Annotated in this window: 15 protein-coding genes; 7 read left to right on the top strand and 8 right to left on the bottom strand. The window is 31.1% G+C overall.

Annotated features, from left to right (window positions below; all coding sequences use genetic code 11):
* Window positions 1–229: 229 nt before the first annotated feature.
* Both FWJ34_RS01740 and FWJ34_RS01735 read left to right on the top strand, forming a co-directional pair.
* Window positions 230–565, top strand: coding sequence for a 2Fe-2S iron-sulfur cluster-binding protein (locus FWJ34_RS01740; protein ID WP_308253603.1), 336 nt, complete (start codon window positions 230–232; stop codon window positions 563–565).
* 163 nt (window positions 566–728) lie between these two features.
* Window positions 729–1,931 carry a class I SAM-dependent methyltransferase gene (locus tag FWJ34_RS01735; protein WP_308253602.1) on the top strand — a complete coding sequence of 401 codons (1,203 nt, stop codon included), beginning with the start codon at window positions 729–731 and terminating at the stop codon, window positions 1,929–1,931.
* A gap of 206 nt (window positions 1,932–2,137) precedes the next feature.
* On the opposite strand, the gene FWJ34_RS01730 is transcribed toward FWJ34_RS01735, so the two are convergent.
* The 3 genes from FWJ34_RS01730 to nblS all read right to left on the bottom strand — a co-directional run bounded on the left by FWJ34_RS01730 (window position 2,138) and on the right by nblS (window position 5,785).
* The gene (locus FWJ34_RS01730; protein ID WP_308253601.1) at window positions 2,138–2,503 is read right to left on the bottom strand and encodes a metalloregulator ArsR/SmtB family transcription factor; all 366 of its coding nucleotides are present in this window, start codon (window positions 2,501–2,503) and stop codon (window positions 2,138–2,140) included.
* A gap of 142 nt (window positions 2,504–2,645) precedes the next feature.
* Window positions 2,646–3,704 (bottom strand): magnesium-protoporphyrin IX monomethyl ester (oxidative) cyclase, encoded by a 1,059-nt coding sequence (gene acsF, locus FWJ34_RS01725; protein WP_308253600.1) that lies wholly within the window; start codon window positions 3,702–3,704, stop codon window positions 2,646–2,648.
* Window positions 3,705–3,928: 224 nt separating this feature from the next.
* Window positions 3,929–5,785: a two-component system sensor histidine kinase NblS gene (gene nblS, locus FWJ34_RS01720; RefSeq protein ID WP_308253639.1), complete on the bottom strand. Its 1,857-nt coding sequence runs from the start codon at window positions 5,783–5,785 to the stop codon at window positions 3,929–3,931.
* A gap of 195 nt (window positions 5,786–5,980) precedes the next feature.
* Here nblS and FWJ34_RS01715 point away from each other — a divergent pair, with 195 nt between their 5' ends.
* Together FWJ34_RS01715 and FWJ34_RS01710 are read left to right on the top strand one after the other, a co-directional pair.
* Entirely contained in the window at window positions 5,981–6,373 is a 393-nt protein-coding gene (locus tag FWJ34_RS01715; RefSeq protein WP_308253599.1) for a thioesterase family protein, read from the top strand.
* Between the two features lie 81 nt (window positions 6,374–6,454).
* The gene (locus FWJ34_RS01710; RefSeq protein WP_308253598.1) at window positions 6,455–7,450 is read left to right on the top strand and encodes an L-lactate dehydrogenase; all 996 of its coding nucleotides are present in this window, start codon (window positions 6,455–6,457) and stop codon (window positions 7,448–7,450) included.
* Between the two features lie 273 nt (window positions 7,451–7,723).
* Here FWJ34_RS01710 and FWJ34_RS01705 read toward each other — a convergent pair whose 3' ends face one another.
* The 3 genes from FWJ34_RS01705 to fmt form a co-directional block, all read right to left on the bottom strand.
* Window positions 7,724–8,122 (bottom strand): MAPEG family protein, encoded by a 399-nt coding sequence (locus FWJ34_RS01705; RefSeq protein ID WP_308253597.1) that lies wholly within the window; start codon window positions 8,120–8,122, stop codon window positions 7,724–7,726.
* A 39-nt stretch (window positions 8,123–8,161) separates the two neighbouring features.
* Window positions 8,162–8,509 (bottom strand): c-type cytochrome, encoded by a 348-nt coding sequence (locus FWJ34_RS01700; RefSeq protein WP_308253595.1) that lies wholly within the window; start codon window positions 8,507–8,509, stop codon window positions 8,162–8,164.
* A gap of 100 nt (window positions 8,510–8,609) precedes the next feature.
* Window positions 8,610–9,605, bottom strand: a complete 996-nt coding sequence (gene fmt / locus FWJ34_RS01695; protein ID WP_308253593.1) for a methionyl-tRNA formyltransferase — start codon at window positions 9,603–9,605, stop codon at window positions 8,610–8,612.
* A gap of 92 nt (window positions 9,606–9,697) precedes the next feature.
* On the opposite strand from fmt, the gene FWJ34_RS01690 reads away from it, so the two are divergent.
* Both FWJ34_RS01690 and FWJ34_RS01685 read left to right on the top strand, forming a co-directional pair.
* Window positions 9,698–10,264 carry an L-threonylcarbamoyladenylate synthase gene (locus FWJ34_RS01690; RefSeq protein WP_308253637.1) on the top strand — a complete coding sequence of 189 codons (567 nt, stop codon included), beginning with the start codon at window positions 9,698–9,700 and terminating at the stop codon, window positions 10,262–10,264.
* Window positions 10,265–10,404: 140 nt separating this feature from the next.
* On the top strand, window positions 10,405–11,355 hold the full coding sequence (locus tag FWJ34_RS01685; RefSeq protein ID WP_308253636.1) for a glycosyltransferase family 2 protein: 951 nt from the start codon (window positions 10,405–10,407) through the stop codon (window positions 11,353–11,355).
* Between the two features lie 130 nt (window positions 11,356–11,485).
* Here FWJ34_RS01685 and FWJ34_RS01680 read toward each other — a convergent pair whose 3' ends face one another.
* The gene (locus FWJ34_RS01680; protein WP_308253592.1) at window positions 11,486–12,772 is read right to left on the bottom strand and encodes a HAMP domain-containing sensor histidine kinase; all 1,287 of its coding nucleotides are present in this window, start codon (window positions 12,770–12,772) and stop codon (window positions 11,486–11,488) included.
* A gap of 193 nt (window positions 12,773–12,965) precedes the next feature.
* Window positions 12,966–13,559 (bottom strand): TetR/AcrR family transcriptional regulator, encoded by a 594-nt coding sequence (locus FWJ34_RS01675; protein ID WP_308253591.1) that lies wholly within the window; start codon window positions 13,557–13,559, stop codon window positions 12,966–12,968.
* Window positions 13,560–13,814: 255 nt separating this feature from the next.
* On the opposite strand from FWJ34_RS01675, the gene FWJ34_RS01670 reads away from it, so the two are divergent.
* On the top strand, window positions 13,815–14,950 hold a 1,136-nt coding region (locus FWJ34_RS01670; protein WP_308253589.1), incomplete at its 3' end, for an HlyD family efflux transporter periplasmic adaptor subunit.

The raw sequence follows: 14,950 nt of genomic DNA, 5'->3' as shown, positions 1-14,950 counted from the left end.
TTTAAATAAATATGGTAGCCACTATTAATCCTTAGAAAAAATGTTCTCGTAGAGAATTAAGGAATCGGCTTTTATCATAATGGTAATAGTGTTTTTGATGTTTTTTCTAATCATTGATTTTTTTACCTATAATTTAGGATTACTATATATTGTTTTAAATAGTCAACAATTTAAAATTATCTTTCCATAATTCTTGATTCATTTATCTATTAATTAGGAGATAAAGACTATGGCTACTATGACAATGACTCCACCTAAAAATGCCATCAAAACTCACAAGGTAACATTGGTTTTTCCCAGTGGGAATAAAAAAGTGTTAAATGTGAAAGAAAATGAATATATTAGTGATGTAGCAATTACTGAAGGCATAAAATTACCGTCATCCTGTAACGCTGGAGTTTGTGTAACTTGTACTGCAAAATTGGTAGAAGGTTCGATTATTCATGATCACACTTTTTTAAAACCGAAGGAAGAAGAAGCAGGATTTTTATTAACTTGTCGAACTTTTGTTACCTCAGATTGTGTTATTTTAACTAATCAAGAAGATGCGTTATTAGATATGTAAATAATTTAAAATAGATCATTGACAATAAACAATTATTCTGCATTAAATTAGTGATTTAGTTTCAAAAATTACAGAGAGTTTTTCTTAATTAATACTTTTGATTTTTCAGCATTTTTAATAGATAATAGTAAAGAGATAAAATAGCATTATATTAACTATTAAAATGTCAGAAGTTAGAAAAGCCGTTCAAAAACTTTATAACACATATCCTTTTCCTCCAGATCCATTATTAGATGAACCGCCTCCGGGTTATAATTGGCGTTGGCATTACCAATCTGCTTATAATTTTTGTACGGGAATGAAGCCTCAAAAAGAAAAAATCCGTATTTTGGATGCTGGTTGTGGTACTGGTTCTGGTACAGAATATTTACTATTGCATAATCCTACGGCGGATATTGTTGCTATTGATATTAGTGAAAATGCCTTAGCTACGGCACAAAAACGGCTGGAAAAATCGGGAGTATTAAATAATTTTCAAGGTACAATTACTTTTAAACAACTTCCTCTTGAATCTGTTAATACTTTAGAGGGAAGTTTTGATTTAATTAACTGTGTCGGTGTATTACATCATTTACCAGAGCCTGAAATCGGCATTAAAGCCATAGCGGAAAAGTTAGCCGAAGGTGGTATTATGCACATTTTTGTCTATGGAGAGTTAGGTAGATGGGAAATTCAACTGATGCAAAAAGCCATTGCCTTGTTACAAGGTGATAATCGAGGTGATTATGTTGACGGGGTGAAAGTTGGTAGGGAAATTTTTGCCACCTTACCTGAAGATAACCGCCTAGTCACTAAAGAAAAACTGCGTTGGCAGTGGGAAAATCAAAGAGATGAATGTTTTGCGGATATGTATGTGCATCCTCAAGAGGTTGACTATAATATTGATACTTTGTTTAAATTCATTGCTGTTTCTGGTTTAGAATTTATTGGTTTTTCTAACCCTGAGTCATGGCAATTAGAGAGGTTAATTGGCAAAAATCAAGACTTAATTAATCGAGCAAAAAATTTAACAGATCAACAACGTTATCGTTTGATAGAATTACTAGATCCTGATAATATCACTCACTATGAATTTTTCTTAGGAAAACCTCCTTTAATTAAAGAAAATTGGCAAGATAATCAATTACTAAAACAAGCAAAACCAGAATTAAATCCTTGTTTGTTAGGTTGGGAAAGTAAAAGTTTATTAAACTATCAATTTCATCCTATAACTATTGATGATGAGGAATTTTCTTTTATGCAATACTGTGGTAAAAATCCTGCGGAAAATTTAACAGTAGGAGATATTCTTTCTCAAACTAATTTTACTTTAGATCAAGTTCGATCGCTGGTCAAAAAACAATTAATAATGTTAGTTAATAATTAACAATTAACAATTAACAATTATGGGCAAGATATAGTAATCTTATTTGATTTGTGGCATTTCCCTCGGTAAAAATTTAGAATTTAGAAATGACTTGAGTTTGGGAGTTATTAATATTTAATTTACTACAATCTATTTTCCGATTGCTATATTTATTCCACAATTATTAATCAATCATTTCTCATTCTCTATTCGCCCTTCTGAATTTTTCATTTTTCATTACTGATTATTTTGGCAAGACTAAAATTACGAAACTGAAGTGCTTGTTTTTCAATTTTATCAGCTAAACGATTACAAACAAGATGAGATAACTCGAAAATAAGAGAGTCTTCTACATAATAATAGGCGGAAGTCCCTTCGGCACGACGATTAATAATTCCTGCCTGTAACATTATTTTAAGGTGTTTAGAAACATTTGCTTGACTGGTTTTTGTCTTTTCCACTAATTCTTGCACACACTTTTCCCCATCTCCTAATAAATTTAAGATTTGTAAACGCATAGGGTTGCTTAATATATTAAAATATTCTGCTACTTGTTCGAGAATTTCAGGTGGTACAGATTTAACTACAGTCATAAAACTAGAGATAATTAACATCTATATTTTACTTAGTTCTTGTACTTTTTCCCAATCTCTTTAAGTATGAAGTTAAAATTTATTCTTCTGTTGTAGTTTTGAAAAAAATTTCTCCTCTCATTACTTATTACTTATTAATTTATTAACGTACAACTCCTCTTAATTCTTCTGTTTCAATGGGTTTAATCAAATATAGGCATAATAAATTCCAAAAAATAGCAATTTGTAAAGGTAATTGACGGAAAAATTTAACCAGTTTATTGTTAGTATTTTTCTCGATATTTGATAATTGTAGATTATAGTCAGAACATTTTTCTAAACGAGGAAAAAATTCAGGATGATTAGTATCTAAAATGACAGGAAAAGCTTTGGCCGCTGTGTTATTAGTATTAATAGTAACTTCACGATCATATTGTTGAGCATTTAATCCTACGGAAGCATAAAAATCTGCTCTTTCATGGACTGTTAAGGTATGAGTAGCAAAAACTGATAGTAAGAAAAATCTTGACCATAATTTAGCTTTCCATCCTTTCCACATAGAAGTCTGCGATCGCAATAAAGCGTTAAAAATATCACCGTGACGACTTTCATCTTGACACCAATGCTCAAATTTTTTGAAAATAGGATAGAATTGATATTCAGGATTACGCTCTAAATGACGATACATTAAGATATAACGCCAATAACCGATTTTTTCTGACAAATACACGGCATAAATTACCCATTCTGGCTTAAAGAAAGTATAAACCCGATGTTTGGTTAAATAGCCTAAATCCAAAGAAATGTTAAAATCACTCATGGCTTTATTAATAAAACCTGCATGACGTGCCTCATCCCTTGCCATTAAATGAAAAATCTCTGCCAACATAGGGTTACTCTCTTTTAAACGACGAGATAATTCTTTAAAAAGGATAAACCCCGAAAATTCTGAAGTGCAAGAACGTTCAAGAAAATCTACAAAAGCGGTTTTTGTGGTTTTGTCAATGTTATCCCAACTTTTCTCAAAATCTTCATCTCTAACAAAATGATTTCGGTTATAATCGGTTTTCATTTCCGCAATCATCGCTTTCAATTCTTCCTCTTGAAGAGATAAATCCATTTTGGCGATGGCATCAAAATCAGTGGTATAAAATCTAGGGGTAAGGAGAGTTTCTTTCACAGAGGTTTTTTTTATACCGGGTTTAATCGCTGTAGCAGTCATTTATTTATCACTTAATAGTTATATTGCTGTTTAATATTTTAATTATTATAGTGATAGTTAGCAATAATCGTTACATTACTTAACTGAGGTTAGTCGTAATGGCTTTAGCCGTTATTCTTAACAAAAATTACATAGCCATTTGATGAATAATTAGTTTATCTTTTTCTTCTTACTGTATTTATAATTTTGTTTAATCATCTTTTATAACGGTTTTTTCTTTAGTACTATGCTACATTATATATCTGTAAATCAAACCAAAAAGTTGTACCCACTCCTTCTTCACTGACTAAATGAATTCGAGTATTATGTTTATCAATAATATTTTTCACAATGGATAAACCTAACCCAGTGCCTTCTAAAGTATGTACTCGGTTTTCGACTCGGAAAAAGCGATCAAATATAGCTTCTTGATCTTCAGGGGCAATACCTATTCCCGTATCTGTAATTTCTACCCTTACATGAGAATATTCTTGAGGATTTTCAGGGTTAGCTTTGACGGCATAAGCCTTAATGGTAACAGTACCTTTTTCTAAGGTGAATTTAAGAGCGTTACCAACTAAATTAGTAAATACTTGTAAAAGTAGATCATAATGACCCCAAATAGGTGGTAAAGAAGGCTGAATATCTTGGATTAATTCTATATTTTTATCCTTAGCATTTAACTGATAAGTTCTTAAAGTTTGTTCGATGGGTTGTGCTAAATCTAAGGGTGTAAATTCATAATTACGAGAGGATTCTAAACGAGATAAATCTAAGACATCATTGACTAAGCGAGTTAGACGATCAGTCTCATGATTAGCAGTTTGTAAAAATTCTAATTTTTCTGCTTCTGTTAAGTCATCACCATATTCAAAAAGAGTTTCTATAAAAGATTTAATATTAAATAAAGGAGTTCTTAATTCATGGGAAACATTACTAATAAATTGACTTTTAGCCTCATTTAACTCTACCTCTTTTGTTATATCCTGTACAGTTATCACAATTCCTTTAATATTTTCTCTATTTTGATCTAATACTTGAGTAAGTAAAACCCTAAAAGTATTTTGATTTGGTGGATTTAAACTTATAATAAATTCTCCTCTTGAGGGTAAAATATTATGATGTTCTTTTTCTTCTTTTGTCTGTTCTTCTTGAGAAATATGAGTTAGAGGTTGTTGCAATTGTTCAGTTACTTCTGGAGGTAAATATTCCAAGAAATTTTCACCAATAATATGGGTTTCTTCCCATTTAAACATTCTTCGTGCGGTGGGATTTACTAAGATTAATTTTAGTTGTGAATCTAATAAAATTGCTCCGTCAGCGATAGTGGAAACAAGAGTTTCAAGTTTAGCTTTTTCTGCGGTTAATTCTTCGATATTTTGTTCTTCAAATTTCTCTAATCTTTCTGCCATATCATTAAAACTTAAAATCAATTCACCTAATTCACCACCAAGAGGTAAATCAATTCTTTGCTTAAAATTTCCAGTGGCGATGTTTTTCACCCCCAACAATAATTCTTTAATCGGTTGAGTAATGGTTAAAGCATTAAATACACCTCCTAAAATAACCATTGCCCAAATGGAAATAAAAACCGCAATAGTTACATCTCTAGTAAGGTTAGAAGAGGCTACAACCGTGGGATTAGGGTTAATACCAATAGCTAACACCCCTAAATATTGATTCTTTAAAGATAAAGGCACAAAAACATCGGTAACTTTACCATCTGGAGTTAAATGTTGTCTAACTACGGGATTGTTAACCTCTGGGTTATAATCTTCTGGTAATTCTAATTTTCGTTGAATAGTAAGGGAATTTTTGACTTCATCTTGAGAAAAAGGAATACCAAAAAAAATATGCCCTTCCTCATTGGCATAAATAATATATCTGACACTAGATGTACTGTGAAAAAAACGTCCAGAAAATTGTGCTACTTCTGTTAACTTATCTTCGGCAATCAAAGGTGTCACATTACTAGCTAAAAGTAAGCCTAAATCTCGTCCGAAACGAGTATCATTAATTTGAGCATCTTGTTGAATAGAGTTAACCGCCCAAAAAGTCAAACTACTCATCACTAACGATACCACGAGGGTGGCGATCGCCATTAATTTAGTTTGAAGGGTAAATTCTGACCACCAACGAGCGATAATTTCCTTAAACACTTGTAATTTGCACCAAAGTAACTCAATAAAATCTAAATCCTAAGACTAATGTACCTTAAAATCATGAGAAATTAGAAATATTGAACTGCAACATATAAATATTACTAATTATTAACCTTAATTATTTTCCCTAAAATAATGAATAAATTTACCTATCAAAGAAAAATATATTTTGCTGATACTGATGCAGCGGGAGTAGTTTATTTTGCTAATTTATTATCAATTTGTCATGAAAGTTACGAAGAATATTTAACTAAATTAAAGATTAATTTACCAGATTTTTTTAGGAATAATATAATTGCTATTCCTATTATTCATGCTGAAATAGATTTTTTTAAACCTCTTTTTTGTGGTGATTTAATTATGATTGATCTTAGCACTAAATTAATTAATGACAAAATTTTTGAAATTAGCTACAAAATCAATCAAGATAATGTGTTAATTGCCTCAGCTTTAACAAGGCATATTTGCATAAATCCACAAACAAGAAAAACTCAAGAAATTCCTCTCATTATTAAAAAAAATTTATAAATTTAACTTTAAATTAACCTGATATTAATATCTTTTTTGTTTATACTAAAATGGTTAAAACTCACAAAAAGATCTTTAAATATGTTTGAAAAAATTTTAATACCCAATCCTTGTTCAGAAAAACCCTCTTCTCTTCGTCCTCGTAAAGGAGTTATTATCGGTTTAGGGCAGGTTGGTTTAGCCTGTGCCTATTCTCTACTAATTCAAAATTGTTTTGATGAATTAATTTTACAGGATATAGACACAGAGAAATTAGAAGGGGAAGTAATGGATTTATCCCATGGAATTTCATTTTTACCACCAACGGATTTAAAAATGGGCACTGTTGCTGATGTAGGACAAAATGCTGACATAGTAATAATAACTGCCGGAGTTGCACAACAAGAAGGAGAAAGTCGTTTAAGTTTACTAGATCGCAATATTAATATTTATAAAAGTATTTTAAAAGATGTAGTTAAATATTGCCCTGAATCCATTATTTTAGTAGTTAGTAATCCTGTAGATATTTTAACTTACGCTACCTTAAAAATCACTGGTTTTCCTTCCTCAAGAGTCATCGGTTCTGGTACAGTATTAGATAGCGCTCGTTTTCGTTCATTAATTGCCAAAGAAATGGGTATTGATGCGCGTAGCGTTCACGCCTACATTATTGGTGAACATGGAGATAGTAAAGTACCAGTATGGAGTACAGCAAATATTGGCGGTATGAAAATTGTACCTGATGGATGGGAAAATTTGACCACCGAAGAGCAAAATAAATTATCGAGTATTTCCTTCAATGTCACAAATGCCGCCTACGAGATTATTCAAAGGAAAGGTTATACCTCTTATGCTATTGGTTTAGCTACCACTGACATTGTCAAAGCGATTTTATATTCTCAAGAGCGCATTTTAACCGTTAGTGGATTAATGACAGGTTTATATGGCATTGAAGATGTTTGTTTAAGTATCCCTAGGGTTATCAATGAGAGGGGTATCTTAAAAACAGTTAATCTTACCCTCAGCGATGATGAAGAAAAATTATTACAACAATCAGCACAAGTTTTACATGATGTGTTTAACAAAGTAAAGATTTGATATTTGCTATCAAGGAGGAAATAAGGGATGAATCCTTTACTAAAAGCTAATTAAGAATATTTTTAATGTTATATTTAATATTCGGTTCGTTCAAATAGTTCTAATATTTTCTCTCGCAAAGACGCAAAGAAGGCACAAAGTTTTTATAACTCATTATCTGAATTTTATCTAAGTAGGATTAGTCAAATTAATCCTCCATTTTATTTTCGGGCAATCTAGCAGAAAAAGGGGTTTAAACCCCTTCCTTATATATAATTAATTTTGCACTGGTACTTATACAATATTCTTGATTATTAATATTCCTAACGTAATTAAACAACCTAATAATAAAGTGACACTACTAAAACTACTAATTCCGAAACCTAAAGCTCTTTTTTTCGCTTCTTGATAATAACCCCAAGCATATAAAACCCTTCCTAAAATCCAAATACCTCCTAAAATTGCTCCCCATAATTCACTAATATAATAAGAAAAAATCCACATTAAAGGTAAGAAGAATATTAGTTGTTCTAACATATTTTCTTGTACTCTTAATGCCCTTTCAAAATTAGGCTCTCCTGACATTGCCGGAGGCATTACTTGATATTTTGCCCTCGCTCTGCCAACATTAATAATTGTTACAAAATAAACTAAAAGGGCAGAAACTGTTATAATACTTGCACCTAATAACATAATAAAATTAATCCTTTTTATTAAATATTAAAAATTGAATTATTGCCAATTATTCTCGGCTTGTTCAATAACGTATTTTGCTACTTGATTAATCTCTTTTTCTGTGAGACGATCTTTAAATGATGACATATTATTTTTACCATTAGTAATTATATTAGCGATAGCTTCTACAGAATTATAACCATTTTTTTGCAAAGTTTTTAACCGCAGATTTTTACCTCTACGAATAATATTACTACCATTAGGGTGACATCCGGCACAGTTAATAGAAAAAATTTCTTTCCCAGTTAAGTTATTTAAAGTTTGAGCTTGTATAGGTGAAATTAGGTATAAATTTAATAAGAAAAAGAAACTTAAACTTAAGAAAAATAAGAGAGTTTTTTGCATATTGTATTATGAATAGTTAGCTAATTTAATCTAAATATTTTAAGTTAACATTTTTAGCAACAAATTATTATACTTATCTTAGCATTTGAAAGGATTAAAATTAACTGAGTTTTTCACCTAATTGTAAATGAGTGCCGTTAACAAAATTCCATGCAGATTGCTGTTTTTTACCAGCTAATTGTACTTCTAATACTAACAATAAACCTGAGCTTGTTTGCACAACAAAACCAAAATTTTTAATAGTTTTTACTATTTCGCCAATTTCCCCAAAAAGTGTTTCTAAATCTTGTAGCAATGATGATAATTTTCTTAAATTTGAGGGTAAATCTAAGGTTTTTATTTCTGTTAAAGGTAAACTCCTCATTATTTTTAAAATTTGCGATCGAAAAGTGGTGATACAATGGGGATAAAATGCCCTAATTTGGTTATGAATTTGTAAGGAAGATTTATGCCAATCGATACGATAATCAACTTTATCAATTAAACGGGCATAAGTTACTAAATCTTCATTTTGAGGAATCGGTTTTAGCTCATTTTTCTGTAATTGTGTTAAAGTTTCTAGCAATAAATCAGCACCTTGAGAAGCTAAAGCTAAGGATAATTCCTCAACATTAGTAAATAAATCAATAGAGGTATAGGCTTTCAGTAACATATCTCCTGTATCCATGCCTTCATCCATCAACATAGTTGTTACTCCCGTTTCTGTTTTGCCATCATAAATACTCCATTGAATAGGTGCAGCACCTCGATATTCTGGTAAAATTGAACCGTGAACATTAATACAGCCTAATTTCGGCATATTAAGAATTTTAGACGATAAAATTTGCCCGTAAGCAACAACCACAAACACATCAGCATGACTTTTTTGTAACAATTCGAGAGTTTCTTTATCTTTTTTGATTCTCGTGGGTTGCCATACTGGTAAATTATGTTTTAATGCTAATTCTTTCACTGGAGAAGGTATCATTTTATTACCCCTGCCACGTCTTTTGTCTGGTTGGGTGACAACAGCGATTATTTTATGGGAAGAATTGTCTAATAATTTTTCTAACGTAGTGACTGCAAATTCAGGTGTACCAAAATAAACTAGACGCATTTTATGATAAGTAATAGATAATGGGTGATTTGTCGTTTGTCATTTGTCATTGGCGATTCCTCATTCCTCATTCCTCATTCCTCATTAATTTTATGGTTTCTTTGTCTGTTTTAATTGAAAAGGCGATCGCCAATCAAGTAATTAGTTTTCCTACTGATACGTTACCAGCTTTAGGTGTAAAACCAAGTTACAGCGAATTGATTTTTAAGTTGAAGCAAAGAAGTTATGAAAAACCCTTAATTTTAATGACTAGCAGTATAGAAGAAATTTGGCAATATGTCAAAGGTACATCAGCAGAATTAAAAATTTGGCAAGAGATAGCCTATAAATATTTACCCGGAGGTTTAACAATGGTTTTACCTGCTTCTTCTCTCATTCCCCCCACAATGAATCCTCTTAATCCTAACAGTATAGGGGTTCGTGTTCCTGATTTTTCGATCGCCCAAGAAATTCTTAAACATACTGGTGCATTAGCTACCACAAGTGCTAACCTATCAGGAGAAGAAGCCTTAACAGATATGTCAGCCATTGCCAAAAAGTTTCCTTCTGTGTCTGTTTTAGACTATGATAATAAAAATATTGGAATTGCCTCTACTGTTATAAAATGGACAGGAGAAAATTGGCAAACTTTACGACAAGGAAAAATTATAATTAATTAAAAATTAAGGGCGTTGGTTAATTCAAATATTGTCACTATTGCCTATTCCCTACCCAAAACCAAAACCAAAAATCATAGCTTAATTCACCAACTCTGATTTTACCATTGCCCATTGCCTGAAGAATTAAGAATCATTAATACATTGTGAAGCAAAATCAACCAGATTTATCTCTATTAATACCTTGTTATAATGAAGAAGAAAATTTAGAAAAACTTTTTTCTCATTTACAATTAGTATTAAATCCCCTCAATTTAGATTATGAAATAGTTTGCATTAATGATGGTAGCAAAGATGATACTTTACAACAACTAATTAACTATCACCGTCAAGATAACCGCATTAAAATTATTAATTTATCTCGCAATTTTGGAAAAGAAATCGCCATGAGTGCTGGATTAGATTATACCACAGGAAAAGTCGTTATTCCCATTGATGCCGAATTACAAGATCCACCAGAATTAATTATTGATTTAATGGCAAAATGGCGAGAAGGTTATGACATGGTTTATGCCGTGAGAAAATCTCGTCAAGGAGAGTCATGGTTAAAGAAAAAAACTGCTGATTATTTTTATAGTATTATTGGCAAAATTAGTGTTATTCCTATTCCTCCCAACACAGGAGATTATCGTTTATTAGATGAAAAAGTTGTCAAGGCTTTAAGACAATTACCAGAAAAAAATCGCTTTATGAAAGGTTTATTTTCATGGGTTGGTTATCGACAGGCAGCGATATATTTTGAAAGGTTGCCAAGATACGGGGGAAAAAGTAGTTTTAATTATTGGAAATTATGGAATTTTGCTTTAGATGGTATCACTTCTTTTAGCTCAATTCCCCTTAAAATTTGGAGTTATTTTGGTGTCTTTATCTCTTTAATTGCTTTACTATATGGATTATTTTTATTACTGAAAACTCTGATTTTTGGCATTGACTTACCCGGTTATGCTTCCACTATTGTGGCAATTTTATTTTTAGGTGGTATTCAGTTAATTACTTTAGGTGTTATGGGAGAATATATCGCTAGAATTTATGAAGAAGTAAAAGGAAGACCATTATATCTTATCAGGGAAACTTACGGTTTTGAAGAACAATAATCATAATTAAATTTATCTGACAGCACTTTTAAAAATTGGTAAACTACATTAAATAACTGCAATGCCTACCTTACAATTTGTTGCACTTTATTGAATTAAAATATTATTTAATTTAATCTTAAAAAATCTCTTAATTTTTACCATTCAATTTATCAAAAGGGAATATAATTTGAAACCATGCACCTTTAGTTTTAGGATGATTATTAGCTGTAATTAAGCCTTGATGTGCTTCAATAATTTGCTTAACAATACTTAATCCCAAACCGCTACCCTCCCTTGCATTTCTTACTCTGGATTTATCTCCTCGATATAGTCGCTCGAAAATATAAGGTAAATCATTTGTATTAAAACCGGTACCAGAATCAATCAAATTTATTTCTAAGTATTTCTCATCATCATCATTATTTTTAATATTAACTTTAACTATAATTAAACCACCGTAAGAACTATGTTTAATACTATTATCAAATAAATTAACAAATACTTGAGTTAAACGGTTAATATCTGCGGAAATAATTATTTTTTCTTCTCCTTGATATTCCAAAGAAATTTGTTCTTGATCTGCTAATATCTTTAAAGATTTCCATGCAGATAATATTAATTGTTTTAAATCTAATTGTTGAAAATTTAAGGTTTCATAAGGATTTTTATCTAAAGTAGCAATTTCTAACCAATTTTCTACTAAATCGATTAAACGGTTAATTTCTTGGGACATTTGTTCCACCCAAATTTTACCTTTTCCATCAGTATATTTTAGCAAAGTTTCGGCTAGTAATAACATAGAAGTTAAAGGAGTTCTCAATTCATGACTTAAATCTGAATAAGCCTCATCTCGTCGGTTAGATAATTCTTTGATTAGTTGTTGATTTTCGATAAAAATACTAACGTGTCTTGCCGGTAAAGGATAACTATAAGCTTTCAAAAAAACGGGTTTATAATTTTCTATTTCGAGGTTATCTTCTTTTTCTAAAATATAATTAGTAGTAGGAAAAAACTGCCATTCAATAACTAATTTTTGCTGAGTTTTTCGAGTTTGTTGAATTAATTGATCTAATTCATAAGATCGTACTAATTCTAAAAATAATCTTAACACTTCTGGATTCCAACGCTGAATATGTAAGATTTTTTTTGCTTCTTCATTACATTCTTGTAAGCAATTTTCTGCATCTATTCTTAAATAAGCCAGAGGAATTTGATTAATTAAATGACGATGAAGATCTAACTCTAATTGGGTATAATAAAAACGGTTATTTAGTAAGTTAACATTTCGTCTAACTTGAACTATTTTGGGGAATGAATCAAGAGTTTCAAATTGTGATAGGGAATGTAAAATATCTGTTAATTGAATATTAACTTGATAATTTTTCCATAAACAAATAGCTAAACCAACGCTTAACCCACATAAAAAATACAACATTTTTGACAACTTCCCATTCTGCCTTATCCGTAGTAGTTAGTGTAAAATTAACTGTATGTTTTTTCAAAGTTCGTAGTCAAGGTTTTGGCTGTTATAAATTAACAATAAGCCCTCAATAGCTTACTACAAACATACCAATAATTTTGCCTACCTAATTATTTAAGCATACCTATCTATCTTGTCATTTTTTAGCTCAAATTTTGACGATCATTTTAATTAAATTATCAATAACTCTCTCTGGTACAATGGGAATAATAATATTTCCTCCTAGTATTTCTTGTGTAATAACATAGTGAATTAAAGTATAAACAAAAATAACGGCGATCGCCTCTGGGTCATCTAATTGTAAGTCATCACAGTTCGAGAGATAATTAGTTAAAGTTGCCATGGCGGGTTTACAAACATTCTCCAAAAATATTTGGGTTAACTCTGGCTGATTTTTGGCTTCAGTAACAATAATATGTACAAAAGCTAAATATTGTGAATCACTAATTTCTTGAATAATTCTTTGTGCTAATTCCCTCAAAACAAATTCTGGTTTTCCTTGTAACGGTTTACCCCAAACTAACTGAAATTCTTGGGTTGCCACTTGTTTAATCAAGGCTTTAAATAAACTTTCTTTATCGCCAAAATGACTATATAGAGTCTGTTTAGAAACTCCTGCCGCATGGGCAATTTTATCCATACTTGCACCCACATAACCAAATTCTAAAAATTGGGATAATGCCCCTTTGAATATTTGCTCGGCTTTTGCTTCAGCTTTTTTTTGTTGATAATTGGAAATCATTTTTTTATTTGACGCAATAAGGAATTAAGAATTAGGAGTAGGGATTGAATAATATTCAACCCTTACACCGAATTAGGTATTAGCAAGAGGTTTAAACCCCTTGTTAGGAATGAGAAAGTCACCCTCTCACCAATGATGAATCACCCATGACTAATCACCTAATTATTTATTCTTGACAATATCATACCATACCGTCTAGTATGATTATTAGATTAGATCAATTAAATTTTGCAGTTTAGTATAACTCAGAACAAAATGAGCGAAAATACCTCTGTTTTTCGAGACAACGGTAAAAAGTGGGTAATAATTTCTACGGCGTTAGGAATAATTACTTTGATTAGTACAAGCGTTTATTTTCTGCAAAAAGGGAGTTTTCAAACACAACCCGATACCCCTATAGTCGAAAAAGCCCCCATAACCGCCGTAAGTGCTTTAGGTAGAATTGAGCCTCAAGGAGAAATAATTAAAGTAGCTGCAAATCCTTCTATGTCAGGATCGAAGGTTAAATCTTTACTGGTTTCAGAAGGTAGTATTGTCAAAAAAGGAGATATAATTGCTATTACTTCTGATTACGATACCAAAAAAGCCGAATTGATTAGTGCACAAAAAGATTTAGAAGTTGCTCAAGCTAATTTAGCGATTATCAAAGCAGGAGCGAAAGAAGGTGAAATTAATGCTCAAAAATCAACCATTGAAAGATTAAATGCTCAATTAACGGCACAAAAAGAAGTAGATAGGGCAAAAATTACTCGTTTACAAGCTCAATTAGTTGCTGAAAAAAAAGAAAGACAAGCAACGATAGAAAGACTACAAGCAGAATTAAATAATGCCCAAAGTGAATTAAGCCGTTATCAAGAATTAGTTAAAGAAGGGGTTATTTCGCAATCAGATTTTGAAACCAGAGAATTAACCGTTGAAACTACCAAAAAACGTTATCAAGAATCAGAGGGTAGTTATCAAAAAACTGTCACCACCATCACCGAAGAAATCAGGGAAATAAAAGCCCTAGCCTTACAAAATATTAATACTTTAACAAAACAGGTAAAAGAAGCCCAAGCACGGTTAGAGGAAATTTCAGAAATTAGGAAGGTTGATGTTGTCAAAGCTCAAGCTGAAGTACAAAAAGCAATATCAATGGTTCATCAAGCTACCATAGAATTAAGTCTAACTCAAATTAAAGCCCCAAATGATGGGCAGGTGATTGACATAAAAGCCTATGAAGGTGAAACCATTGACAATGCTGAGGGAGTAATTGAAATGGCTAACACAAAACAAATGTTAATCATTGCGGAAGTTTATGAAAGTGATATTAGTAAATTAAAATTAGGACAAAAAGCGATAATTAAAAGTGAAAATAATAGTTTTCCTGATTCTATTACTGGTAATGTCAT

Source organism: Geminocystis sp. GBBB08, assembly GCF_016743215.1.
In the GTDB taxonomy this organism is placed as follows: domain Bacteria; phylum Cyanobacteriota; class Cyanobacteriia; order Cyanobacteriales; family Cyanobacteriaceae; genus Geminocystis.
The sequence above is the reverse complement of the archived record's forward strand: the minus strand, read 5'-3'. Positions and strand labels throughout refer to the sequence as shown.